The following is a 26,450-nucleotide window of genomic DNA, read 5'->3' as shown; positions in this document are numbered from 1 at the left end:
CGGATTCCGGACACGGGGGTAAGTGCTTTGTCCAGGTCAGCCGAGCAACGCGGCGAGTTCGTGGAGGCTCCCGAGGACGTGGTTCGGCCCGACATCCTCGCCGTCCGGGGCGGCTTCCCGCGCCTCGGCCGGCGTCGTCCCGTCCGGCGGACACCACGCGACCCGGAGGCCGGCCCGCGCTGCCCCGCGAACGTCGTGGTGGTACGAGTCGCCGACGTAGAGCGCCCGGTCGGCGCCGACACGGAGGTCGGAGAGCGCCGTCTCGAACGGCTCGACGGCGGGCTTCGGCTCGCTCACCTCGTCGACGTACACTTCGGTCTCGAAGGCGTCCGCGATGCCCAGATTCGAGAGCTTGGACTCCTGCACCGCGCGCTCGCCGTTCGTGACGAGCCCGACGCGGTAGCCCTCGCGGGCCGATTCGAGTGCAGCCTCGGCCCCGGGCAGGAACTCGACCCGGTCACGGGCGAGCACCGTGCCGAACGCCTCGTACAGCGCCCGGGCGTCTGCGGGGTCGCCGCCGTGACGCTCCGCCGCGCGCTCGAACGCCGCGATCCAGAAGTCCGCGTGGGTCCGCTCCGGCGGGAACGCCTGCTCGGCCGCCACGGCTTCGAGGTCGGCGTAGCTGCAGAAGGGCTCGACGTTGGCGCGGTCGAACGCCTCGGGCAGAACCTCGCTCCCGTCCTGTTCGTACGTCGTCAGCGTATCGTCGAGGTCGAACAGCACCGCGTCGACGTCGCTCGTCGGTTCCGTTGCTGTCGATTCCATTCCGTCGTCTCGGCTGTCTCCTGTCATTCTTGCTCCGTCGCGTGACGTGCGACGGCCGGCGACAGCGTGGCCCAGCCACGGCTGTTGCCTGTGGAGAACGATATCGACTCGTCGGCGCGCCGGCGTCAGTGTTTCGGTGCCGTCACAGCCGCCGCGCCATCACGACGATGCCGAGGACGAGCAGGAGGACGCCCCAGAGCACGTCGTCGCCGGGCAGCGCGGCGAGCACGAGGGTCACGATGCCGGAGCTGAGCAGCGACCAGCCGAGTGTCGAGGCCATGTTCGTGCTTCGTGGGCCGGACGGGTATGGTTGGTGCCGGGGGCCCGACCCTATCTATTCAAAGGCTGCAATCCCGGTCAGGTCCTGCCCGAGGATGAGCGTGTGGATGTCGTGGGTACCCTCGTAGGTGTACACCGTCTCCATGTTCGCCATGTGGCGCATCGGCGAGTAGTCCGAGGTGATGCCGTTGCCGCCGAGCATCTCGCGGGCGACGCGGGCCTGGTCGCGGGCCATCCGGACGTTGTTGCGCTTGGCCATCGAGACGTGCTGCGGGCGGAGGTCGCCGCGCTCTTTGAGCTCGGCGAGCCGGTGGGCGAGCAGCTGGCTCGTCGTGATCTGGGTGGCCATCTCCGCGAGCTTCTCCTGTTGCAGCTGGAAGCTGGCGATGGGCTTGTCGAACTGCTCGCGGTCGGTCGCGTACTCGCGGGCGACCTCGAAGCAGTCACGCGCCGCGCCGACCGCGCCCCAGGCGATGCCGTAGCGGGCCTGCGTGAGACAGGAGAGCGGCCCCTTCATGCCCTCTACGCCGGGCAGGACGTTCTCCTCGGGCACGAACACGTCGTTCAGGCCGAACTCGCCCGTGATGGAGGCCCGAAGCGAGAGCTTCTCCGTGATCTTGTTCACCGAGAAGCCGTCGCGGTCGGTCTCCACGAGGAAGCCGCGCACCGGATTGCCGTCGGCGGTCTTGTCCCGCGCCCAGACGACCGCAACGTCGGCGATGGGCGCGTTCGTGATCCACGTCTTCGAGCCGTTGAGGACGTAGCCGCCGTCGGCCGCTTCGGCGCGGGTCTCCATCCCCGAGGGGTTCGAGCCGTGTTCGGGCTCGGTGAGGCCGAAGCAGCCGATCTTCTCGCCGCGGCCCATGTCCGGCAGCCACTCCTCCTTCTGTTCCTCGCTGCCGAAGGCGTGGATGGGGTACATGACGAGCGCGCCCTGCACGCTGGCCATCGAACGCAGGCCGGAGTCACACGCCTCCAGTTCCTGCATCAGCAGGCCGTACGCCGTCTCGGAGACGTTCGGCAGGTCGTAACCGTCCAGGTTCGGGGCGTAGAAGCCCATCTCGCCCATCTCCGTGATGAGCTCGGTGGGGAACGTCCCCGCTTCGTAGTGGTCGGCGATATCGGGTCTGACGCGGTCCTCGACGAACTCACGGGCGGTATCGCGGATGAGCCGCTCCTCGTCGCCGAGGTCGGATTCGAGGCCGACGAAGTCGAGCATACAGTTGGTCGGGGCCACGTGCTGAAAAATACTCCTAAATGTTGCCTTGCGCCTGTCTGACTGGTCCGCCCACGAGTCGGGTCCGTCGGTGCACCCGCCGAGAGTTCACAGATGTTGTATCATCTGCTGCTGGTGACGACGTCGGACCAGCCACTGCAGCTACAGCCGGGAAACAACAGCCAACAGGAACACCAGAACCACTCAGTCACGAAACGCGCTGTTCGAGCACGCGCTCGCCGCTGTCGGCACACGTCAGCGCCACCACGTCGTAGGCGTTGCAGCAGGACTCGACGGTCTCCTCTTTCATCTCGACGGGGCCGCCGTCGGGACACTCCTCGAGGAAGACGCGGAGGCCGTTGAGCACTCGACCACGCGCGATGGGGTCGAGGTCCGCCCAGGCGTCGCGGTCGAGGGCGGCGAGCGCGTGGCCGCCGGCGATGTCGACCCGCAACGCGGTCCGTGAGGGCCACTCGCCCGCGCGCTGGCCGTCGCGTTCGAGGATGACGGCCGCCTCGCGGAAGTCGAGGTCGTACTCGCCGTCGCCGAGGCCGAAGACGGTGCGGACGTCCTCGGGACCCGGCTCGTCGATGGCGGCCAGCTCGGCGTCCCAGCGCTCGGCGAACGCCTCGGTGAGGCAGACGTCGTCGATGTCGTCGCAGGGCTCGATGGCGCCGGCGTCGGAGAGGTACGTCTCGGGGTCGACCTCGCGGGTGTCGCCGGCTTTCGGCATCGGGTGCTCGGGCGCCTTGCCGAACAGGCGGAGGACGGACTCGGGCATGTAGCGCTTGGTGAGCGTCGGGGTGCCGGGCACGAGGTAGCCCCGGAGCCAGATGCTCGCCGCGGAGACGAGGAGGACGGCGAGGGCGGCGCCGCCGGCAACCGCCGTGCCGGCGTTCGCGAGGGTGAGGAGCGCGACGTCGACGACGCTGGCCAGCACGAGTGCGATGATCGCGTTCACCGTCGTACAGGGCCAGCAGCGGTTCTCGCCCGTGTACTCCGGTTCCCGGACTCTGGAGAGGACGTTCATACTTGCTTGCAGGAACGGCACCGATGGTTATATTCGTTTCCGAAGGGGCACCCTCCGGCCGGGCGGTTTCGCGGGGGCGACAGCTCAGTCGCTCGCCGTGGTGGGCTGCTCGTCGCGGACCGCGACGGCGTACCGGCAGAAGTTGTCGAACAGGGCCTTCGCCTCACACGCTTTCGCGTAGTTCTCGTCGGTGATGCCGTCGACGACCCGCTCCCTGCGTTCGTCGCTCAGCTCGTCCTTCCCCTGGGTGACGGTGCGGGCGGTCTCGGGGTCGTACTCGGGGTGGAACTGCACGCCGAAGACGTGCCCCTTCCGGAAGCCGTGGTTGCCGTACTCGTTGGCGGCGATCTCCTTGGCACCCTCGGGGAGCTCGACCACCGCGTCGGAGTGGGTGGTGAACACGGTGAATCGGTCCGAGAGACCGTCGAGCAGGGGGTCCTCCCCGACGCGCTCGACCTCGCGGTAGCCGATCTCGTACTCGCCCATGGCGTCGACCTCGCCGCCGAGTGCCTCCGCGAGCAGCTGATGGCCCCAGCAGACCCCCAGACACGGCAGGCCGCGCCCGGCGGCCTCGCGGGCGTACTCGCGTGCGGCTCGGATCCACGGCTCCTCCCAGTACACCGACGAGCGCGAACCGGTGACGACCACGGCGTCGTAGTCGAACGTCTCGGGCAACTCGCCGTCGGTGACGGAGAACTCGGCCACGTCGGCGTCCAGCTCTCGACGGAAGTTCCGTCGGGTGTCCGCTCCGTCGTGAGCGGCGTTCAACAGCGCGATGCGGAGTCGGCTCATGCTCGGAACGCAGGGTACCGGCCCTAATGGGCGTTGCGCCCCGGCGAATCCTGCCGTCGTCGGCGACGCTTCGAGCTCGCCTAACTCTGTAGGACGCACCACTACTGCCGACCATCACCAAGTCACAGTTGCGGTCGACGTGTCGGAGCACCCCACCACGGGCCGACGGACGGACCGTGCCGTCGCCCGCGACGCGTCGAAACCCACGACCGCATCGCACTCATCCCAACCCATCGCACCGCGCGACAGACGACCGACCAACCCCACCAATCCACACCTGCCACGACAGGCCCCACCCCTGTCACAGTCCACCGCCCGACCCCCGCCCGTGCTGACCGTGCCATGTCAGCCCTCCATCCTTCCCCCACCACCCTTCACCGCCCGCCAGTCAGTCCTCGTGCTCGAGAAAGCCCAGGAGGGCGTCGTTGACCGGGCGTGACCGTTCGATTCCGACGAAGTGACCTGCATCCGGGTAGGCCACGGTCTCGCCACGCGGCAGGTCCTCCGCGAGCCGACGGCCGGCCGCGGGGTCGAGCAGCTCGTCCGCGCCGGGCACGACGACCAGCGTCGGGTGGTCGATCTCGTACAGCGGGCCGGCGTCGAAGCCGTCGAGCGCGGCTCGCTGGGACTCCCACGACTCCTCGTCGGCGTCCTCGCCAGCGCGCCACTCCGCGATGCCGTCGAGTACGTCGGGCTGTGCGGCACGGAACTCGGCGGAGAGCGCCATCGAGAGCGTCTCCCGGCAGGCATCGGGGTCGGCCGGGTCGGCGAACAGCGGGGCCGGGTCGTATGCGTCGCCGGTGGCCGTGCCGGCGAGCAGGGCGAGTTTCCGGACGCGACCCGAGTTGCGCGCGTAGTGCAGCGCGACCATCGCACCGAGGCCGCTGCCGACGAGGTGGACCGAGTCGGTACCGTGGTCCGCGAGCACGGCGTCCAGGTCGTTCGCCAGCGTCGCCACCGACAGCGGTCCCGCCGGCGGGTCGGAGCCGTCGGTCCCCCGCATCGCCCACGTCAGCGTCTCGAACGGCCCGGCGAGGCCGGCGTGCTGCCAGCCCCAGAACCACGGCCCGACGCCGATGTCGGGGACGAACGCCACCGTCTCTCCCTCGCCGTCGGTCCGGTACTGCAGCGTCGTCCCGTCGCGCGTCGTGGTCGGCATGGCTGTGGGGAGCGGTCGCCACCGGAAAGTATTCACGGATGGTGACGACGATACGACGTGATGCAACGCCGTCAGTTCCTCGCGGCGGCCGGCGGTGCCGTCGCCGTCGCCCTCGCCGGCTGCAGCCGCCCTCCCCGCGTCGACCTCCGGCTGGTAGCGCTCCCCGAATCTGACATCGAGGAGCGACTGGTTCGGCCCGCCAACGAACTCTCCCCCGGGGCCCAGACCGTCGTTCGTCGCGCGCACGAGGACGGCTCGTACGTCCGGACGAGCACCGATCGGAACGGCCCGTACATCGCCGACGGGCGGGTCCTGCGCCACGACGGGCGCGTCGTCGCCGTCCGTACCACGCGGATCGGCGTCGAGCGCCGAACACTGGAGACGTTCGACGTGACCTACACCGGCCGCGGCGACAACACGACCGTCGCGGTCGACGATGACGCGCGGGTCGTCGACTACGGCGACCTCCCGCAGGTCGACCGGGCGATGTTCGAGTCGGCCGACCCCGGCTCGCTGGCCCGGGACGGCAGCGCGATGGCGGCGTTCGTCCGACACGACTACCCCGACGACGCCGACTCCGTGTTCGTCCCCGAACAGGAGTACGACGCGGTCAGGTACGACGGCCACGTCTTCCTCGTCGAGTACGGGGGGCCACGGACCGTCGAGAACGGCCGGTTCCGCTACGAGCTCGAACCTCTCGCGCCCGACGTGGCGACGTACGTCGAGCGTGTCGTCGACGAGCACGTGTTCACCCTCGCCGCGAGCGACCTCTCCGAGGAGCAGCGCGAGATGGTCGACACCGCCATCGAGGAGGGCTACGGCGAGGAGCGGGAACTGTCGGACGGCTTCGCCGACCTGATCGAGCACATCAGCGCCCACGAGCCGGTCCACCGGTCGCACGCGAACCGGTGGTACGTCCTCCGCTACGATGGCACCACGTACTGGACCGAGGTGGACGACAACGACCGCGCGGACCGCACCCCGGGTCCGCCGTACCGGACGACCGACGAAGACGAGGACGGCACCACGACGGCCGCGCGCTGACCGGGTTGGCGACCATCACGCACCGCCCCCTCGACCGTTCCGGGCTTCTTTTGCCACGCCACTGCGAGGTTCCGACAATGCACGCGATCAAGGACAGCGTCCACGACTACATCGAGGTGTCGGGCGTGGTCGCCGACCTGCTCGACACGGCGGCGATGCAGCGACTCCGCCACATCAAGCAGCTCTCGACGGTGCGTCTCGTCTATCCCTCCGCGAACCACACCCGCTTCGAGCACTCGCTGGGCGTCTACCACCTCGCCCGCCGCGCCTGCCGCCACCTCGACGTCGACGGCGGGCGCGCCGAGGCGGTCCAGGCCGCCGCGGTCCTCCACGACGTGGGCCACGGCCCGTACGGGCACCAGACCGAGGGCATCATCGAGCGCCGGCTCGGCCGGCACCACGACGAGGTGCACGACCTGCTCGCCGAGACCGAGCTCGCCGACGTGCTCGAGTCGCACGGCCTCTCCACGTCGGTCGTCGCCGACCTCATCGACGGCCAGGGCAAGCTCGGCCAGCTCGTCTCCGGCGAGCTCGACGTCGACCGCATGGACTACCTCGTCCGCGACGCCCACCACTCCGGCGTGCCCTACGGCACCATCGACCAGGCGCGCCTGCTCCGCGCGCTCACCTTCATCGACGGCGACCTCGCGCTCGCGGAGGGCAACCTCGCCACCGCCGAGTCGATGCTGGTCGCCCGGGCGCTGATGAACGCCACCGTCTACCGCCACCACGTCCCCCGCATCGCCGGCGAGATGCTGGAGAGCGCCTGCGAGCGCCTGCTCGACGGCACCGACCTCGACGCCGAGCGCTTCGCCCGGATGACCGACGACGAGCTGCTCGCCGCGCTGCGCGACCACGACCCCACCGCCGAAGCCGCCGCCCGCCTCGCCGAGCGCGACCTCTACAAGCGCGCCGTCTGGGCGGAGCTCGCGGACGTCCCCGACCGCATCGTCGACTCGGGGCACGACGAAGAGCGCGCGGCCGAACGCGCCATCGCCGAGGCCGCCGGCGTCCCCGAGCGCGCCGTCCTGCTGGACGTGCCCGGCCGCCCCGCCATGCCGGAGTCCTCGACCCGCGTCGTCGTCAACGGCGAGGTCCGCCTCCTGCAGGACGCCTCGCCGCTGGTGCAGGGCCTCCAGGCCGCCAGCACCGTCCAGTGGCGCCTCGGCGTCTACGCCCCCGAGGAGCACGTCGAGTCGGTGCGCGAGGCCGCCCTCGAGACACTCGACCTCCCCGCGTCCGGTACGCGCCCCTCCGGCGACCGCGAAGCCTTCGTTTAGCCAATACGTTTACAATGGTTCGTCTCGGAATCGTATACGGGGTTACGACCCCCCAGATCGGATCAGTCGTTGCCTCCTGATCGATGCCCTGCTCGGCCGGGACCGAGTGGGGACTGGGATACGCCACTATCATATCCTTTTGGTGGCGCGAAACCGACCGACGATAGCTTGGTCTGTGTGTCGCTTCGGCCGGGACGTGACTGCTGGCGCACCGACCGGACTCCTGTGGACCATCAACACCCAGAACGCTCCAGCAGTCGTGTGACCCTCTGGAACCGCTAACAGCCAGAAAGCCCCGAGGCTGTCTGCTCGGGAGGCTCGCTACGGTCCTCGCTGCGCTGCGGTCCTTGCGTCGCCTGCCTTCGCCGACAGCCTCGCCCCTTTCAGTCCCACCCCCCGCGACCGCACCGCGCCAGCCCTCCCCCTCGACACCCACGCGCCTGCCGGCGCGGGGTGTCTTGGCCGTGTGGCTGGTGACGGCGTCGTCGTCGGGCCATTCATGGCATACAATAGTTGTGAACCTTCCACCGTGGCGCGCGGCTGTCTCGGAATCGCTTGCGATTCCGATGGCCAGTGAGAGCTCGCTCTCACCCTGGCGAACGTGCCGAGCGCAGCGAGGTCTCCGCGAGCGTGCGAGCGGAGGGCAGCGAGACGACGGAGGAGTCTCGCCAGGCCGTTCGCCAACGCTCGCGCGAGGTACGAGGAGCGCAGTCGTGGTCCCGGGAGTCGAGCAGGCAGGGGCTTTCTGGCTGTTGTCGTCGCGCCTGCCGCCTCACGAAGTGACACCCGACAACGTGACACGGGAAACGTACTAGCCTCATTCGGAGACTTTACACCGTCCGCAGTACACCAGATTGACAGAGTGGACCCGTCGCGAATCTTCGAGGAGTTCCCCGCGCCCTCCTACCGCGGCGCCCAGGAACAGGCGCTGAGAGACATCCAGGCGGCGTTCGACGCGGGCAACGAGGTCGTGCTCATCCGCGCGCCGACGGGGAGCGGGAAGTCCCTGCTCGCGAGGGCGATCGCGGGCTGTGCGGAGAAGGTGGACGAGGTCGCGCCGAGCGACGCGAGCGGCGCGTACTACACGACGCCGCAGGTGTCACAGCTTGACGACGTGGCCGCCGACTCCCTGCTCGACGACCTGAACGTCATCCGGGGGAAGTCGAACTACAACTGCATCCTGCCCGGGGAGCGGGACACACCCGTCAACCGGGCACCGTGTGTCCGCGAGTCGGGCTACGACTGCTCGGTCCGGCATCGCTGTCCCTACTTCTCGGACCGGGCCATCGCGTCGAACCGCGAGATCGCGGCGATGACGCTGGCGTACTTCATGCAGACTGCCGGTTCGGAGGTGTTCCGGACGCGGGACGTCGTGGTCGTCGACGAGGCGCACGGGCTGGCGGAGTGGGCGGAGATGTACGCGACCATCGAGCTGAGCCCGCAGACGCTGCCGAACTGGGACGAGTTGCGAGTTCCGGAGGTGGACTCGCTGGACAGGGCCGTCGACTACGCGGACGCGCTGCTCGGCACCCTCAGACGGCGGAAGGACGAGCTCATCGGGAAGCCTGAGCTGTCGGCCGCCGAGGTGTCGCGCCGGGACCGGCTGCAGGAGCGCATCGGCGAGCTTGACTGGTTCGTCAGCGACTACCGCGACCCGGAGAGCGCGACGGAGTGGCTGGTCGACCAGGACCCCGGCGGCGAGGAGGGCGAGGGCGGCCCACTGACCATCAAGCCGATGAACCCCGAGAAGTACCTGCAGCACACCGTCTGGGACCGGGGGAACCGCTTCGCACTGCTCTCCGCCACCATCCTGAACAAGGACGCGTTCTGCCGGCAGGTCGGGCTCCCGCCGGAGCGCACCGCACTCGTCGACGTCGAGCACACGTTCCCCGTGGAGAACCGGCCGCTGTACGACGTGACGCAGGGGAAGATGACCTACGAGCACCGGGACGAGACGCTGCCGAAGGTCGGGAGGGTCGTCACGCGAGTCATGCAGCACCATCCCGACGAGAAGGGGCTGGTGCACTGCCACTCCTACGGCATCCAGGAGCGCCTCGCCGACCTGCTCCGGGATTTCGGCGTCGGCGCGCGGGTCCGGACCCACTCCCGCGACGACCGCGACGGCGAGCTGGACAGCTGGAAGGCCACCGACGAGCCCGAGGTGTTCCTCTCGGTGAAGATGGAGGAGGCGCTGGACCTGAAAGGCGACCTCTGCCGCTGGCAGGTGCTCTGCAAGGCCCCGTTCCTCAACACCGGCGACTCCCGCGTCGCGCACCGGCTCGAACAGGGCCAGTGGGCGTGGTACTACCGCTCGGCCCTGCGGACGGTCATCCAGGCCTGCGGTCGGGTCGTCCGCGCGCCCGACGACTGGGGCCACACCTACCTCGCGGATTCGAGCCTCGTCGACCTGTTCGACCGCGCGCGGACCGACACGCCGCCGTGGTTCGCCGAGCAGGTCACCCGCCTCTCGGCGCCCGACCTCCCCACCTTCGACCCGGACGCCGCGCTCGCGGGCATGGACGAGGGCAGCGCCGCCGGACGGCGGTACCAGCGCGGGAGCGGTGGGAGCGGTGGCGGCAGTGGTCGCGAGGGCGGTTCCGATGGAAGCGGTGGCGAGAGCGGTTACAGCCGGTCGCGTAGCAGCCGGCGCGGTCGGTCGGGGTCGTCGAAGTCACCGATGGCCGACGTGTGGGACACCGACGGCTGACGGGGGTCTCGACGGCTGACCGGACGGTCGGCGCGCGGCTCAGAACGCCGCGAGGACGCCGACGACCGACGAGAGCAGCATCAGCGCGACGAAGAAGAGCGCGATGATCTGCTGGCGGTTGAACTCGGGCATACCCCCGTATTCTGCCTCCGTGGGCTTCAACCCCTCGGCCTCAGACCGACGCGCGCCGGACGACGTACGCCCCGAGCGCGAACAGGCCGCCCCAGCGGACGACCGCCGTCGCCAGACCGGCGAGGTCGTAGAGCCAGCCCATGAACTCGTAGGACAGCGGGAGGCCGAGCCCGCGGATGAACACGGCCTCGAAGATATCGATGAGGAGACCGGTGACGGCGCCGACGAACCACGTCGCGCTCAGCACCAGCACGACACCGAGCAGTATCCAGGGCAGCTCACCGAGCAGCCAGCGCAGGTCCGCGTCTCGTGTGGAAGGCATACCCGGCAGTGGCTCTCGCGACCGGTAAAGTCCCTTCTGGTTCGGAACGACCCCTCGAACGGCGTTCAGTCGACCCGCACGTCGAGGACGACGTGGCTGACCCCCTCGCTGTGGCTCTTGACCTCGCGGCGGTCAAGCACCGTCAGGTCACGGCCGTGCGCCGCCGCGACCGCCTCCAGCCGGGCGACGGGGTGGCTCCACGGGTCGTCCGCGGGTTCGGTCGCGTGGACGTGGAGGGTTCCACCCGAAACGATGGCGTCGAAGGCGGCGTCGAGGTAGCTCCGCCCGTCGGTGCCGTCGGCGCCGTCGCCGTCGGGTGCCGGCTCGACCGCGTCGTAGTAGCCCATCACCACGCGGTCGGCCGTCGTCTCGACGTCGCGGCAGTCTCCGAGGACGAGCTCCATCCGGTCGAGGACGGCGTTGTTGGCGGCGTTCTCGCCGAGGTAGCGGAACGCGTCGGGGTTCTTTTCGACTGCAGTGACGCCCGCCCCGGCGCGGGCCATCGGGAGCGCGAAGTAGCCGATGCCGGCGAACATGTCGAGCACGCGCTCGTCATCGCCGGTGACCTCGCCCATGCGGACGCGCTCGGCCTGGTTGCCCGGCGAGAACATCACCGTGGAGAGGTCGAGTCCGTAGCTGGTGCCGTGTTCGACGTGGACCGTCTCGGTGTCGCCGAGGCCGGCGACGACCCGGACGTTCGGCTCGCGGAACTCGCCGTCGACGCCCTCGCGGGCACAGACGGTGTCGGCCTCGCCGTGGAGTTCGAGCAGCGCCTCGCCCACGACCTGCTCCTCCTCCTCGTCGAGGCCCGCGAGCGAGACGAGTACCACGGTGCCGACGACGGCCCACGACGACGGCGCGCGCGCCACCCGTTCGTCGTCCCAGCCGCGCTCGCGCAGGAGCGTCGCGAGGTCGGGCGCACGCGGCTCGGGGTCGGTCTGGCGGACGACCCGTCGGACGTCCGTCTCGGTCGGCGGTGCGGTCACGGGGAGCGCGACCAGCGCCGCGTCGGGGACCGGCTTCACCCGGCGGTCGTCGTCGTAGACGTCCTCGTCGCGCAGACTCGCGATGGCGATCTCGGCGCGGTCCTGTTCGACGACGGCCGCGAGCGGGCCGTCGGCGGTCGCGTCGGCGACCTCGGGGAGACGGTCCGGTGTCTCCGCGTCGACGTCGCGTCCGTCGTCGCGCGGCTCGCCGTCGGTCATCTCACCACCAGTCGTCCTCGTCGTCCTCGTCGGGCGGGAGGACGTGCAGTCCGGCCCGGCTCTTGAGCACGCGGACGGTGTCGCCGTCGGCCTCGAAGTAGTCCGGCCGGGCGATGGTCTTCGCCTGGTACGTCTCCGGGTCGAGCACCTGCACGGAGTGATCGTCCTCGACCGTCACGAGCGAGGTCTCGACGCCGTCCTCGACGGTGCCGAGCTTGCGGGCGTCCGGCGCGTCGCCCTCCTCGTAGCTGGCCTCGTAGCGCTCGCCCGTCGTCACGCGTACGCCCTTCAGGTTACCCCGGGCGCTGCTGACGAGCACCGGGCCGTCGTCGTCGTCCTCGTCGTCGAGTTCGATGATGTCGCCGGGGCGGTACGGCGGGAGGCGGACGGCGTAGGTGACCCGGTACACCTCGTTGCCGTCCTCGTCCTCGGTGACGAGCGTCTCGTGGTCGGTCCAGGCCCCGCCGAACTCCTCGACCACCTTCGCGGCGATCTGCTTGCCGATGTTGTTCGTCGAGACCTTCACGTCGAGCCCGTCGTCCGTCTCGCCCATCTCCGTGACGAAGGCGTTCCGGTCGCCCGTCGCCTCCATGCGGTCGACGACCATGTTCGCGATCTCCTTCGAGCGCTCTATCTCCTCGCTGTCGGGCGTCCGGTCCAGCGCCCTGACCTGCACGATGGAGGCGTAGTAGTCGCCGGCGATGCGCCCACAGCGGGTACACGTCTGCCGGGCGATGCGGACGGGTACGGTGACCTCTGCCTCCCGGTACTGCCCGCGGACGATGCCCGAGAACAGGCAGTGCATCCGGATGGTGTTCTGGTCCACCTGCTCCGGCTGGACCTGCCAGGAGACGTCCTCGGCGTCGACGTGGACCGCGAGCGCCTCCGAGACCTCCTCGATGGCCACGTCGGTGTAGTCCTCGGCGCCCACGTCGACCCAGCGACGGCCGCGGAACACGGCCCCGCAGGTGGCACAGACGCGCACCTCGATGCGGTCGGGCGCGTCGACGAGCTCGAACTGGTCGAAGTAGCAGTCGTCGCAGACGCCCACGTCGGATTTGCCCAGCGGGTCGCTGGCGGCCGCGTCGGACATCGCCTCCCCGCAACGGGGACAGAACGAGCGCTGGTCGGTCATGGCCGACTCGTAGGCCGTTCTGCCGTATAAAGCGCAGGATTCGGCGAGCAGACAACTGGCACACAGATGATTGGTCAGGAAAAGATTAATTTCGGACGGGGCGCTACTCGGCGACATGGGCCTGAAACGACTCGTCCCCCTGTTCGTCAGGTACACCCTCGTCGGTGGCGCCCTCTGCACCGCCCTCCTGCTCGGGGGGGCGGCCGCCCTCGTCACGGCCAACGGCGGCGACGTCACCGCGATGCTCCCGTACGTCGCCCTCGTGTCGGCGGCCGTCGGCACCAGCCTCGGTGCGGTCAGCTTCTCGACGAGCAACAGCGGCACCGAGACCATCGAGGCCGGCGTGGCGGGCGGCTTCGACATGACCGACCCCTCACTGTTCCAGGCCAGCACGAGCGGGTTGCCGAGACGGCTACGGCTGGGTGCGCTCTGTCTCGGCATCGGGCTGTTCTCGGCCGCCTTCCTCGCCGTCGTGTCGACGTTCGGCTGACCACCGGCCGGCGACGAACTTTAGACCGCTCGACTCCTTCCTGCGAATATGCAATGGAAAGCGGACTGGGGGCTCCGGCTCCGCATGTTCGTCACGATGTTCCTGTTGACGGCGGTGTATCTCGTCTTCATCGGGGCGCTGTCGGTGTATCTCGGCTTCGGGTTCACCGGTATCATCCTCGTCTTCGCGCTGTTCTCCGGCGCGCAGTGGTTCTTCAGCGACAAGCTCACGCTGTGGAGCATGGGCGCGAAGGAGGTGACCGAGGACGAGTACCCCGAACTCCACGCGACGGTGCGTCGGCTCTCCCAGCAGGCCAACGTCCCCGTTCCGAAGGTCGCGGTCGTCGACTCGCGAGTCCCGAACGCGTTCGCGACCGGCCGCTCGCAGAAGCACTCGGCCGTCGCCGTGACGACCGGGCTCATGCAGACGCTCGACCGCGACGAGCTGGAGGGCGTCATCGCCCACGAGCTCGCCCACGTGAAGAACCGGGACGTGATGGTGATGACGGTCGCGTCGTTCCTCTCCACCATCGCCTTCCTCGTGTTCCGCATGGGCTTCTGGTTCGGCGGCGGTCGCAACCGGAACAACGGCGGCGTGTTCGTCGCCATCGGCGTCTCGCTGCTCGTCTGGATCATCTCCTACCTGCTCATCCGGGCGCTGTCGCGCTACCGCGAGTTCGCCGCCGACCGCGGCGCGGCGGTCATCACCGGCAAGCCCTCCGCGCTGGCCTCGGCGCTGGTCAGCATCTCCGGCCGGATGGACCAGGTCCCGAAGGAGGACATGCGCGAGCAGGCCGAGATGAACGCGTTCTTCATCCTGCCGGTGAAGGGCAGCACCATCAGCCGGCTGTTCAGCACCCACCCCTCGACCGAGCGCCGCGTCGAGCGCCTCCAGGAGCTCGAACGCGAGATGGAGGCGGCCTGAACCGATGGACCGGGCACGCGCCGGAGCGCTCCTGCTGGTGGTCGGCCTCGTCGTCGCGGCCCATCCCGTCTACCTCGGTCTGAACCCCGGCGACACGACCGTCGAGGTGGTCGCCAGCGCCGACGACGGCGCCGTCGCCGAGGACCGCGTCACCAACGCCTCGAACCTCTCCGGACCGGCGACGACGGCCCTCCGCGAGGCGGTCGACGGCGACCGGGCGACCCGGTGGCGCGGCGCCGACAGCGCCGCCGTCGTCCCGCTCATCGAGGCCGAGTACGTCCGCCTCGACGGCCAGCTCTACCGCGTCCAGGTGTTCCCCGCCGGGGGGCTGTTCGACCGCGTCGACACCGTCGTCTCGCCGCTGGTCGCACTCGTCGGGGTGCTCGCCGCGCTCATCGGTGGCCGCACCATCTGGGACGTCGGCGTGCGCGGCGACGACGACGACGACCCGGCACCGCGATAGGGAGGCCTAAGGCGGTTCCGCTCTTCTCCCCCCGATATGGGGCTGTTCGATTCTATCCGCGAGATGCTCGGTACCCGCGCCGAGGCCGACGCCGCCCGCGACGCCGACCCCGAGGACCTGTTCGGCATGAGCACGGCGTACATCACGATGGCCACCGAGCTCGACTACGCGTCCACCGGCGACGCCGCGCTCTGCTTCTCCGGCGTCGACAGTACCGACTTCGCCGACGCCGTGCGCGAGGTCGAGGACATCCTCGACGCCGGCTCCGAGGAGACCGGCACCGACTTCGACCTGCGCGAGGACGACCACGGCTACCAGTGGGTCGTCCTCCACGACGACGACCCCGAGGACCTCGTCACCAGCCTCCACTTCGCCGCCGACACGTTCATCGAGCGCGACTACGGCTCCCGGCTGCTCGCGGCCGTCTTCGGGTTCTCGAACGGCGACCGCACCGCGTACTGGATCTACTCGTTCCGCCGCGGCGCGTACTACCCGTTCGCGCCACGCGACGGCCAGAAGCGCGACGACGCCCTCGAGTTCAAACTGGAGAGCAACCTCGACGGCGAACTCGACATCGAGAGCGACAAGCAGTACTGGTACCCGCTGTGGCCGAGCAGCGGCGGGACGCATCCGTGGGAGTGACCGCCGACAGGGACCGCCCTGCGGCGTTCGCAGCGCTGGGGGCGCTCGCGCTGGTGCTGTTCTATCTGCGGCCGCAGTCAGGCGACGGCACGGCTCTCGGGGTCGCACTGCTGGTGGTCAGTCTCGCGCTGAACGCCACCGCAGGCTACCTGGTCGCCCGTCGGGCCCGCACGACGCTCGGCGGCTGACCGGAGCGGCTAGCAGGCCCGCGTGACGAAAGTGTCTGTTTGACCATTCACTCTGTTGAAGTGGTAGGTCCTCGTGGGTGCTAGTCACACGCGCCGACACCGGCGTACGAGACCACCATGAGCCGCTGGACCTACTTCGCGAAACGACTGCTGTTGATGATACCCGTCGTACTGTTCGGGACGACAGTCACGTTCCTGATACTCCGTCTGGGGCCGCTGGACCCGGTCGCAGCCATCATCGGGAACGACGTCCCACCCTCGCAGTACGGACGGGTCGAGGCACAGCTCGGGCTGGACGAACCGCTCTGGGAGCAGTACCTCGACTACATGGTCGGCCTGTTCACGTTCGACCTGGGGAACTCCTACGTCATCCAGCAGAACACCTCGGCGATGTCGCTCGTCGTCGGCCACGCCCCGCGGACGCTCTGGCTGGGCTTCTGGTCCATCCTGCTCCCCCTGTTCATCGGCATCCCGCTCGGCTTCTACGCCGGCCTCAACCCCAACACGTACGGCGACTACGCCGCCTCCTTCGGCGGCATCGTCTGGCGAGCGATGCCGAACTTCTGGCTCGGCGTCATCCTCTACTCGGTGCTGAGCCAGTCCGGGGACTACTCGTCGATGCTCACCTTCGGCCTCGTCGAGTTCCAGTGGGACGCCTGGATCGTCTCCAACAACATCGGGACGCCGCCGCCGCTCGACTTCTACGACCCGAACGGCGCCGAGCTGTTCTCCGTCGGCGGGACGACCATCTCCCTGTTCAGCTTCGACTCGGACACCTTCATCCGTGCGGTGAAGATGGTGCTCCCGCCGGCCATCGTCCTCGGGTCGGCGTCGATGGGCAACGAGATGCGGCTGAGCCGCACCGCCGTGCTCGAGACGATCAACGCGAAGTACGTCGAGACCGCCCGCGCGAAGGGGCTCTCCCGACAGAAGATCGTCTGGAAGCACGTGTTCCGCAACGCGCTCATCCCGCTCGTCCCCGTCATCCTGAGCGAGGCGTTCCTGCTCATCGGCGGCTCCGTCATCATGGAGCAGATCTTCGCCATCAACGGCCTCGGCTACCTGTTCCTGCAGGCGGCCACGCAGGGCGACATGCCGCTCGTGGGCTCGCTGATGTACATCTTCATCCTCATCGTCGTCTTCATGAACGTCTTCCAGGACTTCCTCTACACCGTCATCGACCCGCGCGTCGGCTACCAGTAGCCGGTGTCCGGGCATCCCCCCGCTCGCCGAGCCGTGACGAAAACGACGCTTTGAGTCTTCGGTCCGTTGAAGTGTCCTCCTCAGGTGCTGTTTGGTAACGTGCACCTGGTGGGGTGCCTGGACAATCATGGGTCGATGGAGCTACTTCGCACGACGAGTCGTGTTGCTGATTCCGGTGGTGTGGTTCGGGGTCACGGTCACCTTCTTCATCCTGCGGCTCGGGCCGCTGGATCCGGTCGCAGCCATCCTCGGGCCGAACGTGCCGCCCTCTGAGTACGCACGGGTCGAGGAACAGCTCGGACTGAACCGCCCGCTGTGGGCGCAGTACTTCGAGTTCGTCCACGGGCTCGCCACGTTCGACCTCGGGCGGTCGTACGTCGTCCAGAACAAGCGACCGGCGGTCGACCTCATCATCGGCCACACGCCGCGGACGCTCTGGCTGGGGTTCTGGTCGGTGCTCCTCCCGATCTTCATCGGTATCCCGCTGGGGTTCTACGCTGGGCTCAACCCCAACACGATGGGTGACTACTTCGCCTCCTTCGGCGGCATCGTCTGGCGCGCCATGCCGAACTTCTGGCTCGGCGTGATGGCGCTCTCCGTACTCAGCCAGAGCGCACAGGTGACCGAGACGGTCACGTTCGGCCTCCTCTCGTTCGACTGGGAGAACTTCGTCGTCCACTCGAAGGTGGTGACACCACCACCGCTCGACTTCTACGACCCGGACGGAGCGTTCCCGGTCGCCGTCGGCGGCGTGACGCTGTTCTCCCTGCCGTTCGGTTTCGACCCGACGGTGTACGCCCGCGCGGCGAAGATGGTCCTCCCTCCCGCACTCGTCATGGGGTCGGCGTCGATGGGCAACGAGATGCGCCTCGGCCGGACCGCCGTGCTCGAGACCATCAACGCGAAGTACGTCGACACGGCGAAGATGAAGGGCCTCCCGCCGGAGCTCATCGTCTGGAAGCACGTGTTCCGCAACGCGCTCATCCCGCTCGTCCCCATCATCCTGAACGAGGCGTTCCTGCTCATCGGCGGCTCCGTCATCATGGAGGTCATCTTCGGTATCAACGGCCTTGGCTTCCTGTTCTTCCAGGCGATGGTGCAGGGCGACCTCCCGCTGGCCGGCTCGCTGATGTACATCTTCATCCTCATCATCGTCTCGATGAACGTCCTGCAGGACTTCCTCTACACCGTCATCGATCCGCGCGTGGGGTACGAGTAGGCCGAGTTTTTTGTCCCGGGCGTGTGTTCCACCGAAACGATGCGATACGACGCCCTCCACCCCACCGACCCGTGGCGCTACCTCGCCGCCCGGATCGCCGTCGCAGGGTTCGGCCTCCTCACCGCCGCGAGCGTCTGCTTCGCCGCGTTCCGGCTCGGGCCGAAGGACCCGGTGAACCTCCTCGCCGGTCCGGGGATACCGCAGCGCCCGCTCTCCGAGATACGCGCAGAACTGGGGACGACCGCCCCGCTCGGCGAGCAGTACGTCGGCTACGTCGGTGACCTGCTCGCGCTCGAGTTCGGCCGGACGTGGGTGGTCGGCTACGGCTCCCAGGCCGCCGCCCGACCGCTGATCGTCGAGGCCGCACCGTTCACCCTGGCAGTCTGCGTCGGCGCGCTCTGTCTCGTCACCGTCGTCGCCGTCCCGGTCGGCCTCGCCACCGGTCACCTCGACGGTCGTCGTGGCGCCGGAGTGGACGCCCTCGCGACCCTCGGCAGAGCCGTCCCGAACTTCTGGCTGGCCGTCGTCGTACTCGCCCTCCTCGGGGGCAGCCGATGGGCTTCTACTCGAGCACTGCTCCTGCTGGCGGTCGTCGCGGTCGTGGCCACGCTCGTCGCCTCACGGGTCAGGACGGTCTCGCGGACGGTCCGCGAGGCCAGGCGGGATGGCCACGTCGACGCCGCCCGCGCGAAGGGCCTCTCCCGGAGCACCGTCTTCTGGCGACACCTCGCGCCGGTCGCGCTGCTGGCCCACCTCCGGCGGACGGCGGACGACGTGACCTACGTCGCCGGCGCGGTCGTCGTCGTCGAGATGGTGGTCCCGACGGCGCCCGGTGGGGAGCTGACCGGGCTCGGGTACCTGTTCTTCCAGGCGGCCGCACAGGGCGACCTCCCGCTCGCCGCGACGCTGGTGGTACTGTTCGCGGCGGCCGTCGTCGCGGTCCGCCTGCTCGGCGACCTAGCGCTCGCACTGGTCGACCCGCGCGTCGGGCCGCGAGCCGGCCATCGCTGACCGTCTCACCGACCCATCCGGTTTAATCCCTCGCCGCGCTATCGAATCCACCCCGCCGCCACGTTCCACTTTCACTTTCACTCCCCTGTTTACGGGGCTTTATCACCCATCGGGACTCACGGACTGGTATGGCAGACGCAGACCTCGAGAAACTCCCCGGCGTGGGACCGGCAACGGCAGACAAGCTCCGCGACGCAGGCTTCGACTCCTTCCAGGGCATCGCGGTCGCCTCCCCCTCGGAGCTATCGAACACGGCCGACGTGGGCGAGTCCAGCGCGGCGGACATCGTCCAGGCTGCCCGCGAGGAGGCCGACATCGGCGGCTTCGAGACCGGCTCGCAGGTGCTCGAACGACGCAACGAGATCGGCAAGCTCAGCTGGCAGATCGACGAGGTGGACGACCTCCTCGGCGGCGGCATCGAGACCCAGTCCATCAGCGAGGTGTACGGCGAGTTCGGGGCCGGCAAGTCCCAGGTCACACACCAGCTCTCCGTGAACGTCCAGCTCCCGAAGGAGGTCGGCGGGCTGCGCGGCTCCGTCATCTTCATCGACTCCGAGGACACGTTCCGCCCCGAGCGCATCGACGACATGGTCCGTGGGCTCCCCGAGGAGTGCATCGAGGCCACCCTCGAGGACCGCGAGATGGAGGGCTCGCCCGACGACGACGAGACGATGGACGCGCTCGTCGACGACTTCCTCGACAAGATCCACGTCGCGAAGGGGTTCAACTCCAACCACCAGATGCTGCTCGCCGAGAAGGCCCAGGAGCTCGCCGGTGAGCACGAGGACGGCGAGTGGCCCGTCCGCCTGCTCTGTGTCGACTCGCTCACCGCGCACTTCCGCGCCGAGTACGTCGGCCGTGGCGAGCTCGCCGAGCGCCAGCAGAAGCTCAACAAGCACCTGCACGACCTCGACAAGGTCGGCAACCTGTTCAACTGCGCCGTCGTCGTCACCAACCAGGTCGCGTCGAACCCCGACTCGTTCTTCGGCGACCCGACCCAGCCCATCGGTGGGAACATCCTCGGCCACAAGTCCACCTTCCGGATGTACCTCCGCAAGTCCAAGGGCGACAAGCGCATCGTCCGCCTCGTGGACGCGCCGAACCTCGCCGACGGCGAGGCCGTGATGCGCGTGCAGGACGGCGGCCTGCGGCCCGAGTAACGGCGTTCCGTTCGTTCCGTTTTCCACCGTGAGGGAGCGGAGCGACCGAACGGGCCGGCGAGCGAGCGAAGCGAGGCGACAAAGTCGCCTCGATGCGAACGGGGAGTGGAACGACCTGTGAGCAACGCGAGCGAGGCGGCTTTTGGTCCAGCTTTTGCCGAGCGAGGGAACGGAGTGACCGAGCGCAGAGCAAAAGGTGGGCGGGTGTCGGACGGCGGGCTGCGGCCCGAGTAACGGCGTTCCAGACGGTACCTTTTCGATTTCTGCCCACGTACTGACGGGTATGAACTGGCGACGCCTCCTCATCGCACTCGGTAGCGGCGCGACGACGTTCCTGCTCGTCGGCGCGGCGATCCTCTCGGTCATCCCTGACATCCCGGGCGGCATCATCGGCGTGTTCGGCGGGCTGTTCGCGGGACTCGCCGCCGCCGTCGTCATCTGGGTCGGCCTCGGCCGCGCGAGCCCGGCCGTCGAACGCGTCGTGCTCGGCTACGCGGCGTTCGGCTACGCCTTCCTCGGCATCTGGTTCCTGCGGTACGGGCACTTCCTCGACGGCGTCGGCTTCCAGGGCCAGCTCGTCGGCGGTCTCGTGCTCGCGGTGGCGGTGGTGCTCGTTGACCAGTTCGGAGGGCTGGGACAGTCTACCCGAAGGTAGGCGTTCTACGGCTTCAACCCGTCCTGAAGCGGGTAGCACTCGGTTTCTCACAGTCTTGGAATCACAGCACAAGACTATATCCGTCTCCGTCGAAGTATCAGCTGTGAACACACCATGAACGGCTACGCACTCGTCATCGCGACGGACGAATTCGAGAAGATCACCGCAGCAAGCATCATCAGCTCCATCGCGGCAGCGTCGGACATCCCGGTCGACGTGTTCGTGACGATGAACGGGCTCCGTCCGTTCGAGCACGAGGTCGTCGAGACCCGGGACTTCGCGACGGGACCGCTCGGCGAGGCCATGCTGACCAGCGAGGAGACGGAGATACCCCTGTTCACGGAGCAGTTCCGCGACGCCAAGGAGATGGGCCCGATGCACGTCTACGCCTGCACGATGGCCATGGAGATGTGGGGCCGCGAGCTCGAGGACTACGTCGACATCTTCGACGGCGAACTCGGCGTCTCCGGGTTCCTGACCAAGGCCGCCGACAAGCAGGTGATCTTCATCTGAGGGCGACCGTCGGCCAGCGCACCGCCATCCGAACACCACCACGACAACGAGACATCCAATCATGAGCGAACAACTCACTGCTGACGTAACGATCGACGCACGCGGCGCCGGCTGCCCCGGCCCCCTGATGGACCTCATCGGGAAGGTCAAGAAAGCCGACAGCGGCACCGTGTTCGAACTGCAGACCTCCGACCGTGGCTCGGTCAGCGACGTCCCCGAGTGGGTCGCGAAGGCCGGCCACGAGCTCGTCGAGACCGTCGAGCACGACGACTACTGGAGCATCTACGTCCAGAAGGCCTGAACCATGACCCGAATCGTCATCGTCGGGGGCGGCACCGGCGGCACCGTACTCGCCAACCGGCTCGTCGAGGACCTCGACCACGAGGTCGCGGCCGGCGAGGTCGAGGTGACGCTGGTCAACGACTCCCCCGACCACGTCTACAAGCCGACGTACCTGTACGTCCCGTTCGGGAAGAAGACCGTCGAGGACGCGGCCCGCCCGCTCGCGGACCTCGTCGACCGGCGGGTCGACCTGGAGATCAACCGCGTCGTCGACATCGACACCGACGCGAAGACCATCGAGCTGCAGGACGGCCACGACACGCTGTCGTACGACTACCTCGTGCTCGCGACCGGTGCGAAGCTGGTCCCCGACGAGGTACCGGGCCTCGTCGAGGGTGGCCACCACTTCTACGGCCCGGAGGGGGCCGAGAAGCTCCGGGACGCGCTCGCCGAGTTCGACGGCGGTCACCTCGTCCTCAGCGTCGTCGGCGTCCCGCACATGTGCCCGGCCGCACCGGTCGAGTTCACGCTGATGGCCGACGAGTGGTTCCGCCAGCGCGGCATCCGCGACGAGGTGGAGATCACGTACACCTACCCCATCATGCGCCTGCACGGGCTCGAACCCGTCTCCGACTGGATGGAGCCCCGGTTCGCGGAGCGGGACATCCACACGGAGACCTTCTTCAACGCGGAGGCGGTCGACCCCGAGGAACAGGTCATCAGGTCGATGGAGGGCGAGGAGCTCGACTACGACCTGCTCGTCGCCATCCCGCCCCACGCGGGCGACGAACTCATCGCGGACTCCGGCCTCGGCGAGGACGGCTGGGTCGCGGTGGACAAGCACACGCTCGAGGCGAAACACGCCGATGCCGTGTACGCCATGGGCGACGCCGCCGACGTCCCGACCAGCAAGGCCGGCTCCGTCGCGCACTACGAGGCCGACGTCATCGCGGACCGCATCGCCAGCCAGGTCCGCGGCCAGCTCCCGACGGCGACGTTCGACGGGAAGACCGTCTGCTTCATCGAGGCGGGCATGGACGAGGCGACGTTCGTCGAGTTCGACTACGAGCACCCGCCGGACCTCCGCGACGAGTCCCGGCCGGTCCACTGGGCGAAGCTCGCGTACAACGAGACCTACTGGCTGACCGCCAGGGGGCTGCTCTGAGGTGATTCAGATGGCAGAAGCACCACAGGAACTCGAGGCCGAGGAACTCACCGCGGCCATCGAACGGAACCCCGAGGCCGTCGCCGCGTTCGTCGCCCGGCTCGACCGGGTGAACGAGCTGCTCGACGTGCTCGAACTCGGGACGAGCGCGCTGGACGACGAGATGGTCACCCGTCTCGCCAGCACCGGCTCGACGCTGGCCGAGTCCGCCGACGCGATGGCGACCGACGAGACCGTCCGGCTCGCCGCGGCGGTCGGCGAGAACGGCGACGAACTCGCCGACGCCATGGGGACCGTCGCCGAACTCCAGCGCACCGGCACGCTCGACGACCTCGCCGCACTGTCGGATCTGCTCGCGCTCGCGAACGGCGCGCTCGACGACGAGATGGTGATGCGCCTCGCCGGCACCGGGAGCGGGCTGGGCGAACTCGCCGACACCGCTGCCGAGCCGGAGACGGTCCGCGGGCTGGAGCGGATGCTGCACGCGGTCGGCGACGCCAGCGTTGAGGACCCCGAGCCGGTCGGGGCGCTCGGACTGATGAAGGCGACCCGCGACCCCGAGGTGAAGCGCGGGCTCGGCTACCTGGTCGCCATCGCCAGGGCGCTCGGCTCCGCGTGAGAACGAGTCGTGCGGTCGCGGATACCCTTCTACGGTTCCTGTCGTTCCAACGTCGAGGACTCGTGCGCGCAGCTCACTCGTCGTCTTCGGTCGTCGTCTTCTCCAGGTCGAGCTCGCCGCGGTAGATGTCCGCGCCGTCCTGTGCCACCTTCTCCGCGAGCACCGCGCACTTGATCCGCATCGGCGAGATGTCGACGCCGAGCATCTCGACCATGTCGTCGCGGTCCATCTCGGCGAGCTCGTCGAGGGTCTTGCCGCGGACCTCCTGGGAGAACATGCTCGCGGCGGCCTGCGAGATGGCACAGCCGTCGCCGCGGAAGGCGACGCCCGCGATGGTCTCCCCGTCGTCCTCGAGCTTGACGTCGATGCGGATCTCGTCGCCGCACATCGGGTTCTCGCCGACGTGCGAGAACGTAGCGTCCTCGATCTCCCCGTAGTTCCGGGGGTTCTTGTAGTGGTCGAGGATCTGCTGCCGGTACATGTCCGAGCCAGGTCCCATTGTTGTCCGTTGGTAGGGGAGTTCGGTGGAAAAGGGTTCCGCAGCGGGCCAGGAGAGTCAAACGAGTCTTTGAGGTTGGGACACACACTTGCCGCCGTCTCCCGTCACGTTCCGCATGGTTCCCCGACCGACAGACGATGCAGCCGACCGCCGCACCGGCGTCGCCCGCCGCCGCGTCCTCGCCGGACTCGCGGGAGCGACCGCCGTGAGCGCGCTCCCGGTCGCCGCAGCCGCGTCGCGGTCCGACGGCCAGGACGCGCCGCTCGAGCCGACCGCCGAACTCGCCATCGAGGGCGTCTGCGAGGCCGTCGTGAGCGAGGACGGCGAGACCGTCTTCGCGGCGACGCGCGACGGCTTCGCGACCGTCGACGTGAGCGACCCCGCGAACCCCACGCTGCTGTACGAGGAACGCGAACTGTCCCACGACGGACAGGGGCCGATGCGGCGCGTCTACGACGTGAAGTACGCCGACGACCGGCTCGTCGTCGCCGGCCCGAACGCGGGCGGCCGGAACGAGCTCTCCGGCTTCTTCCTCTACGACGTCGCAGACCCCGCGAACCCCGAGCGCCTCGCGTTCCAGCCGACGAACCACGGCATCCACAACTGCTTCTTCGACGGGACACACGCCTACCTCACCGGCAGCGGCGTCCCGAACGAGCCGACGATGATCTACGACGTGACCGGCGACTCGCCCGAACAGGTCGGCGAGTGGTCCGCCGTCCACGAGGACGACGCGTGGCGCGACGCCGGCCGGAACTCCCTCTCGTGCCACGACGTGTACGTACAGGACGACACGCTGTACGTCGCCTACTGGGACGCCGGCACCTGGGTCGTCGACGTGAGCGCCCCCGCGAACCCGAGCGCGTCGGCGAAGCTCGGCGAGCACTCCGCCGGGTACCTCGCAGACGTCGGCGACGGCTTCACCTCGGAGTTCATCGAGCTGCCCGGCAACGCACACTACGTCCAGCCCAGCGCCGACGGCTCGGCGGTGTACGTCGGCAAGGAGGCCTGGGACCGCGACGACACTCCCGAGCACGACGGCGGCCCCGGCGGCATCGAACTCTGGTCGATGGGCGACGACCCGACCCGCGAGACCATCCTCGCGCCCCCGCCGGACAACGACGGCGCGACCTCGCACAACTTCGGCGTCGACGGCGACCGGCTCTACACCTCCTGGTACGGCGGCGGCGTCCGGGTGTACGACGTGGCCGACCGCACCGCCCCGCGGCTCCTCGGCGGCTGGCGCGACGACGATGCCGCGGTGTTCTGGACGGCCGAACCCATCCACGAGGGGTTCGTCGGCGCGAGCTACCAGAACCCGGAGAACAGCCGCGAGGAGCGCCAGCAGGGCGTCGGCGCGCGTCTGCTGCTGTTTCCCGAACCCGAAGGTGAGGGCGAGCCCGCGCCGACGATGGAGCCCCGGCCGGTGCCGAGCCAGCGCGGCTCGGACGCGTCGACCACACGCCCGCCGGACGCCGGCAGTGGCGACGGCGGCACGTCGGGCACCACGGACGGCGGTGCGACGACGAGTCCCAGCGGGGACGACGGGGGCGACGACGACAGCGACGACGGCGGCTCGCCCGGCTTCGGCGTGCTCGCGGCGCTCGCGGGCGTCGGCGCAGCGGCGGGGCTGGCGAGGCGGCGACAGCAGGAAGAGGAGTAGCGGCCCGGGTCAGCGCTCGCCCGCGACCTCGTGCTCGAACCGGTCGACGAACGTCTCCAGGAATCCGTGTCTGTCCGCCGCCATCGCGCGGCCCGCGTCGGTGTACATCCGGTCCTGGATGCGGAGGAGCTTCTTGTGGATGTGGTTGAACGACGTCTCGCCGGCCGGGGAGTCGTCCGCCTCGGGCGGCAGGTCGGGGTCGTGGAGCGTGCGGCCGTGCTCTCCGGCGTAGGCGAACGTCCGTGCGAGCCCGACCGCGCCGATGGCGTCGAGGTTGTCCGCGTCGGAGAGCAGTTTCGCCTCGTGGCTCTCGGGTTCGACGTCGTTCGAGAACCGGTGGGCGCGGATGCAGTGTGCGACTGCGTCGACGGTGTGGGTGGGGGTGTCCTGTTCGGCGAGGATGCGTCGCGCCTCCGCAGCCCCCCACTCGGCGTGGTCGGCTATCTCGCCGTCGGCCTCGCGTTTGCGGCCGATGTCGTGGAGCCACGCGGCGGCGAGCAGGGTATCGTCGTCGACTGCGTGGTCGGTTCGGGCGGCGAGCGTCTCCGCGTTCTCGACCACGCGCTCGACGTGGTGCCAGTCGTGCGTCGGTGCGAGCCCGCCGAAGTACGTCTCGGCTCGCTCGCGGAGGGCGTGAACGTCCATGCGTGCTGGCACCGCAGGCAGGTGCAAAAACGGTTCGGGAACC

The 26,450-nt window shown here is 69.1% G+C and carries 29 protein-coding genes; 18 read left to right on the top strand and 11 right to left on the bottom strand.

Annotated elements, in window-relative coordinates; translation table 11 throughout:
* Positions 1-36 precede the first annotated feature (36 nt).
* The 6 genes from ACSG06_RS00300 to ACSG06_RS00275 all read right to left on the bottom strand — a co-directional run bounded on the left by ACSG06_RS00300 (position 37) and on the right by ACSG06_RS00275 (position 5,241).
* Positions 37-765 carry an HAD family hydrolase gene (locus ACSG06_RS00300; RefSeq protein WP_440988263.1) on the bottom strand — a complete coding sequence of 243 codons (729 nt, stop codon included), beginning with the start codon at positions 763-765 and terminating at the stop codon, positions 37-39.
* Positions 766-907: 142 nt separating this feature from the next.
* Positions 908-1,045 carry a hypothetical protein gene (locus ACSG06_RS00295; RefSeq protein WP_440988262.1) on the bottom strand — a complete coding sequence of 46 codons (138 nt, stop codon included), beginning with the start codon at positions 1,043-1,045 and terminating at the stop codon, positions 908-910.
* A gap of 54 nt (positions 1,046-1,099) precedes the next feature.
* Positions 1,100-2,263 carry an acyl-CoA dehydrogenase family protein gene (locus tag ACSG06_RS00290; RefSeq protein ID WP_440988261.1) on the bottom strand — a complete coding sequence of 388 codons (1,164 nt, stop codon included), beginning with the start codon at positions 2,261-2,263 and terminating at the stop codon, positions 1,100-1,102.
* 205 nt (positions 2,264-2,468) lie between these two features.
* Positions 2,469-3,290 carry a DUF8054 domain-containing protein gene (locus tag ACSG06_RS00285; RefSeq protein WP_440988260.1) on the bottom strand — a complete coding sequence of 274 codons (822 nt, stop codon included), beginning with the start codon at positions 3,288-3,290 and terminating at the stop codon, positions 2,469-2,471.
* A gap of 84 nt (positions 3,291-3,374) precedes the next feature.
* Positions 3,375-4,082, bottom strand: a complete 708-nt coding sequence (locus ACSG06_RS00280) for a type 1 glutamine amidotransferase (RefSeq protein ID WP_440988259.1) — start codon at positions 4,080-4,082, stop codon at positions 3,375-3,377.
* Positions 4,083-4,470: 388 nt separating this feature from the next.
* Positions 4,471-5,241 (bottom strand): alpha/beta fold hydrolase, encoded by a 771-nt coding sequence (locus ACSG06_RS00275; RefSeq protein WP_440988258.1) that lies wholly within the window; start codon positions 5,239-5,241, stop codon positions 4,471-4,473.
* A 60-nt stretch (positions 5,242-5,301) separates the two neighbouring features.
* Between ACSG06_RS00275 and ACSG06_RS00270 the strand changes: the two genes are divergently transcribed.
* The 3 genes from ACSG06_RS00270 to ACSG06_RS00260 all read left to right on the top strand — a co-directional run bounded on the left by ACSG06_RS00270 (position 5,302) and on the right by ACSG06_RS00260 (position 10,272).
* On the top strand, positions 5,302-6,285 hold the full coding sequence (locus ACSG06_RS00270) for a DUF7979 domain-containing protein (RefSeq protein WP_440988257.1): 984 nt from the start codon (positions 5,302-5,304) through the stop codon (positions 6,283-6,285).
* Positions 6,286-6,362: 77 nt separating this feature from the next.
* Positions 6,363-7,565, top strand: coding sequence for an HD domain-containing protein (locus ACSG06_RS00265; RefSeq protein WP_440988256.1), 1,203 nt, complete (start codon positions 6,363-6,365; stop codon positions 7,563-7,565).
* 862 nt (positions 7,566-8,427) lie between these two features.
* The gene (locus ACSG06_RS00260; protein WP_440988255.1) at positions 8,428-10,272 is read left to right on the top strand and encodes a helicase C-terminal domain-containing protein; all 1,845 of its coding nucleotides are present in this window, start codon (positions 8,428-8,430) and stop codon (positions 10,270-10,272) included.
* Between the two features lie 172 nt (positions 10,273-10,444).
* Here the strand turns inward: ACSG06_RS00260 and ACSG06_RS00255 are convergent, their stop codons facing one another.
* The 3 genes from ACSG06_RS00255 to ACSG06_RS00245 form a co-directional block, all read right to left on the bottom strand.
* Positions 10,445-10,726, bottom strand: a complete 282-nt coding sequence (locus tag ACSG06_RS00255) for a hypothetical protein (RefSeq protein WP_440988254.1) — start codon at positions 10,724-10,726, stop codon at positions 10,445-10,447.
* Positions 10,727-10,791: 65 nt separating this feature from the next.
* Positions 10,792-11,931, bottom strand: coding sequence for a class I SAM-dependent methyltransferase (locus ACSG06_RS00250; protein ID WP_440988253.1), 1,140 nt, complete (start codon positions 11,929-11,931; stop codon positions 10,792-10,794).
* A 1-nt stretch (position 11,932) separates the two neighbouring features.
* Positions 11,933-13,066 (bottom strand): 60S ribosomal export protein NMD3, encoded by a 1,134-nt coding sequence (locus ACSG06_RS00245; RefSeq protein WP_440988252.1) that lies wholly within the window; start codon positions 13,064-13,066, stop codon positions 11,933-11,935.
* A 115-nt stretch (positions 13,067-13,181) separates the two neighbouring features.
* Here ACSG06_RS00245 and ACSG06_RS00240 point away from each other — a divergent pair, with 115 nt between their 5' ends.
* The 14 genes from ACSG06_RS00240 (at position 13,182) to ACSG06_RS00175 (ending at position 23,600) form a co-directional block, all read left to right on the top strand.
* A complete protein-coding gene (locus ACSG06_RS00240) occupies positions 13,182-13,556 on the top strand; it encodes a hypothetical protein (protein WP_440988251.1) in 375 nt (124 codons plus the stop codon).
* A gap of 48 nt (positions 13,557-13,604) precedes the next feature.
* Complete coding sequence (htpX, locus tag ACSG06_RS00235) at positions 13,605-14,480, top strand: zinc metalloprotease HtpX (protein ID WP_440988250.1); 876 nt, start codon at positions 13,605-13,607, stop codon at positions 14,478-14,480.
* Positions 14,481-14,484: 4 nt separating this feature from the next.
* Positions 14,485-14,943 (top strand): hypothetical protein, encoded by a 459-nt coding sequence (locus ACSG06_RS00230; protein WP_440988249.1) that lies wholly within the window; start codon positions 14,485-14,487, stop codon positions 14,941-14,943.
* A gap of 36 nt (positions 14,944-14,979) precedes the next feature.
* On the top strand, positions 14,980-15,585 hold the full coding sequence (gene pspAB, locus ACSG06_RS00225; RefSeq protein WP_440988248.1) for a PspA-associated protein PspAB: 606 nt from the start codon (positions 14,980-14,982) through the stop codon (positions 15,583-15,585).
* Positions 15,576-15,773 (top strand): hypothetical protein, encoded by a 198-nt coding sequence (locus tag ACSG06_RS00220; RefSeq protein WP_440988247.1) that lies wholly within the window; start codon positions 15,576-15,578, stop codon positions 15,771-15,773. The genes pspAB and ACSG06_RS00220 overlap by 10 nt, the downstream gene beginning before the upstream one ends.
* Before the next feature lie 117 nt (positions 15,774-15,890).
* Positions 15,891-16,976 (top strand): ABC transporter permease, encoded by a 1,086-nt coding sequence (locus tag ACSG06_RS00215; protein WP_440988246.1) that lies wholly within the window; start codon positions 15,891-15,893, stop codon positions 16,974-16,976.
* Positions 16,977-17,103: 127 nt separating this feature from the next.
* Positions 17,104-18,195 carry an ABC transporter permease gene (locus ACSG06_RS00210; RefSeq protein ID WP_440988245.1) on the top strand — a complete coding sequence of 364 codons (1,092 nt, stop codon included), beginning with the start codon at positions 17,104-17,106 and terminating at the stop codon, positions 18,193-18,195.
* Between the two features lie 39 nt (positions 18,196-18,234).
* Positions 18,235-19,206: an ABC transporter permease subunit gene (locus ACSG06_RS00205; protein WP_440988244.1), complete on the top strand. Its 972-nt coding sequence runs from the start codon at positions 18,235-18,237 to the stop codon at positions 19,204-19,206.
* A 128-nt stretch (positions 19,207-19,334) separates the two neighbouring features.
* Positions 19,335-20,366 (top strand): DNA repair and recombination protein RadA, encoded by a 1,032-nt coding sequence (gene radA, locus ACSG06_RS00200; protein WP_440988243.1) that lies wholly within the window; start codon positions 19,335-19,337, stop codon positions 20,364-20,366.
* Between the two features lie 283 nt (positions 20,367-20,649).
* Positions 20,650-21,021: a DUF8147 domain-containing protein gene (locus ACSG06_RS00195; RefSeq protein WP_440988242.1), complete on the top strand. Its 372-nt coding sequence runs from the start codon at positions 20,650-20,652 to the stop codon at positions 21,019-21,021.
* Between the two features lie 114 nt (positions 21,022-21,135).
* Positions 21,136-21,534 carry a hypothetical protein gene (locus tag ACSG06_RS00190; RefSeq protein WP_440988241.1) on the top strand — a complete coding sequence of 133 codons (399 nt, stop codon included), beginning with the start codon at positions 21,136-21,138 and terminating at the stop codon, positions 21,532-21,534.
* A 61-nt stretch (positions 21,535-21,595) separates the two neighbouring features.
* Positions 21,596-21,835, top strand: coding sequence for a sulfurtransferase TusA family protein (locus tag ACSG06_RS00185; protein WP_440988240.1), 240 nt, complete (start codon positions 21,596-21,598; stop codon positions 21,833-21,835).
* Positions 21,836-21,838: 3 nt separating this feature from the next.
* A complete protein-coding gene (locus ACSG06_RS00180; protein ID WP_440988239.1) occupies positions 21,839-22,981 on the top strand; it encodes an NAD(P)/FAD-dependent oxidoreductase in 1,143 nt (380 codons plus the stop codon).
* Between the two features lie 10 nt (positions 22,982-22,991).
* Positions 22,992-23,600: a helical membrane plugin domain-containing protein gene (locus ACSG06_RS00175; RefSeq protein ID WP_440988238.1), complete on the top strand. Its 609-nt coding sequence runs from the start codon at positions 22,992-22,994 to the stop codon at positions 23,598-23,600.
* Between the two features lie 73 nt (positions 23,601-23,673).
* Here ACSG06_RS00175 and sufU read toward each other — a convergent pair whose 3' ends face one another.
* Positions 23,674-24,099: a Fe-S cluster assembly sulfur transfer protein SufU gene (sufU, locus tag ACSG06_RS00170; RefSeq protein WP_440988237.1), complete on the bottom strand. Its 426-nt coding sequence runs from the start codon at positions 24,097-24,099 to the stop codon at positions 23,674-23,676.
* 115 nt (positions 24,100-24,214) lie between these two features.
* Between sufU and ACSG06_RS00165 the strand changes: the two genes are divergently transcribed.
* Positions 24,215-25,762: an LVIVD repeat-containing protein gene (locus tag ACSG06_RS00165; protein ID WP_440988236.1), complete on the top strand. Its 1,548-nt coding sequence runs from the start codon at positions 24,215-24,217 to the stop codon at positions 25,760-25,762.
* 9 nt (positions 25,763-25,771) lie between these two features.
* On the opposite strand, the gene ACSG06_RS00160 is transcribed toward ACSG06_RS00165, so the two are convergent.
* Positions 25,772-26,407, bottom strand: a complete 636-nt coding sequence (locus ACSG06_RS00160; protein WP_440988235.1) for an HD domain-containing protein — start codon at positions 26,405-26,407, stop codon at positions 25,772-25,774.
* Positions 26,408-26,450 lie beyond the last annotated feature (43 nt).

It is taken from the genome of Haloarchaeobius baliensis (assembly GCF_052060055.1).
In the GTDB taxonomy this organism is placed as follows: domain Archaea; phylum Halobacteriota; class Halobacteria; order Halobacteriales; family Natrialbaceae; genus Haloarchaeobius; species Haloarchaeobius baliensis.
Note: the sequence above shows the minus strand (reverse complement) of the source record. Positions and strands in the feature narration are given on the sequence as shown.

Bases quoted from the DNA above. Each gene is read 5' to 3' on its own strand.
- ACSG06_RS00295 (WP_440988262.1), bottom strand. From the start codon at position 1,045: ATGGCCTCGACACTCGGCTGGTCGCTGCTCAGCTCCGGCATCGTGACC.
- ACSG06_RS00160 (WP_440988235.1), bottom strand. From the start codon at position 26,407: ATGGACGTTCACGCCCTCCGCGAGCGAGCCGAGACGTACTTCGGCGGG.
- ACSG06_RS00280 (WP_440988259.1), bottom strand. From the start codon at position 4,082: ATGAGCCGACTCCGCATCGCGCTGTTGAACGCCGCTCACGACGGAGCG.
- ACSG06_RS00180 (WP_440988239.1), top strand. From the start codon at position 21,839: ATGACCCGAATCGTCATCGTCGGGGGCGGCACCGGCGGCACCGTACTC.
- ACSG06_RS00175 (WP_440988238.1), top strand. From the start codon at position 22,992: ATGGCAGAAGCACCACAGGAACTCGAGGCCGAGGAACTCACCGCGGCC.
- ACSG06_RS00250 (WP_440988253.1), bottom strand. From the start codon at position 11,931: ATGACCGACGGCGAGCCGCGCGACGACGGACGCGACGTCGACGCGGAG.
- ACSG06_RS00240 (WP_440988251.1), top strand. From the start codon at position 13,182: ATGGGCCTGAAACGACTCGTCCCCCTGTTCGTCAGGTACACCCTCGTC.
- ACSG06_RS00185 (WP_440988240.1), top strand. From the start codon at position 21,596: ATGAGCGAACAACTCACTGCTGACGTAACGATCGACGCACGCGGCGCC.
- ACSG06_RS00245 (WP_440988252.1), bottom strand. From the start codon at position 13,066: ATGACCGACCAGCGCTCGTTCTGTCCCCGTTGCGGGGAGGCGATGTCC.
- ACSG06_RS00255 (WP_440988254.1), bottom strand. From the start codon at position 10,726: ATGCCTTCCACACGAGACGCGGACCTGCGCTGGCTGCTCGGTGAGCTG.
- ACSG06_RS00190 (WP_440988241.1), top strand. From the start codon at position 21,136: ATGAACGGCTACGCACTCGTCATCGCGACGGACGAATTCGAGAAGATC.
- htpX (WP_440988250.1), top strand. From the start codon at position 13,605: ATGCAATGGAAAGCGGACTGGGGGCTCCGGCTCCGCATGTTCGTCACG.
- ACSG06_RS00285 (WP_440988260.1), bottom strand. From the start codon at position 3,290: ATGAACGTCCTCTCCAGAGTCCGGGAACCGGAGTACACGGGCGAGAAC.
- ACSG06_RS00230 (WP_440988249.1), top strand. From the start codon at position 14,485: ATGGACCGGGCACGCGCCGGAGCGCTCCTGCTGGTGGTCGGCCTCGTC.
- radA (WP_440988243.1), top strand. From the start codon at position 19,335: ATGGCAGACGCAGACCTCGAGAAACTCCCCGGCGTGGGACCGGCAACG.
- ACSG06_RS00265 (WP_440988256.1), top strand. From the start codon at position 6,363: ATGCACGCGATCAAGGACAGCGTCCACGACTACATCGAGGTGTCGGGC.
- ACSG06_RS00215 (WP_440988246.1), top strand. From the start codon at position 15,891: ATGAGCCGCTGGACCTACTTCGCGAAACGACTGCTGTTGATGATACCC.
- ACSG06_RS00270 (WP_440988257.1), top strand. From the start codon at position 5,302: ATGCAACGCCGTCAGTTCCTCGCGGCGGCCGGCGGTGCCGTCGCCGTC.
- ACSG06_RS00195 (WP_440988242.1), top strand. From the start codon at position 20,650: ATGAACTGGCGACGCCTCCTCATCGCACTCGGTAGCGGCGCGACGACG.
- ACSG06_RS00275 (WP_440988258.1), bottom strand. From the start codon at position 5,241: ATGCCGACCACGACGCGCGACGGGACGACGCTGCAGTACCGGACCGAC.
- sufU (WP_440988237.1), bottom strand. From the start codon at position 24,099: ATGGGACCTGGCTCGGACATGTACCGGCAGCAGATCCTCGACCACTAC.
- ACSG06_RS00165 (WP_440988236.1), top strand. From the start codon at position 24,215: ATGGTTCCCCGACCGACAGACGATGCAGCCGACCGCCGCACCGGCGTC.
- pspAB (WP_440988248.1), top strand. From the start codon at position 14,980: ATGGGGCTGTTCGATTCTATCCGCGAGATGCTCGGTACCCGCGCCGAG.
- ACSG06_RS00210 (WP_440988245.1), top strand. From the start codon at position 17,104: ATGGGTCGATGGAGCTACTTCGCACGACGAGTCGTGTTGCTGATTCCG.
- ACSG06_RS00290 (WP_440988261.1), bottom strand. From the start codon at position 2,263: ATGCTCGACTTCGTCGGCCTCGAATCCGACCTCGGCGACGAGGAGCGG.
- ACSG06_RS00300 (WP_440988263.1), bottom strand. From the start codon at position 765: ATGGAATCGACAGCAACGGAACCGACGAGCGACGTCGACGCGGTGCTG.
- ACSG06_RS00205 (WP_440988244.1), top strand. From the start codon at position 18,235: ATGCGATACGACGCCCTCCACCCCACCGACCCGTGGCGCTACCTCGCC.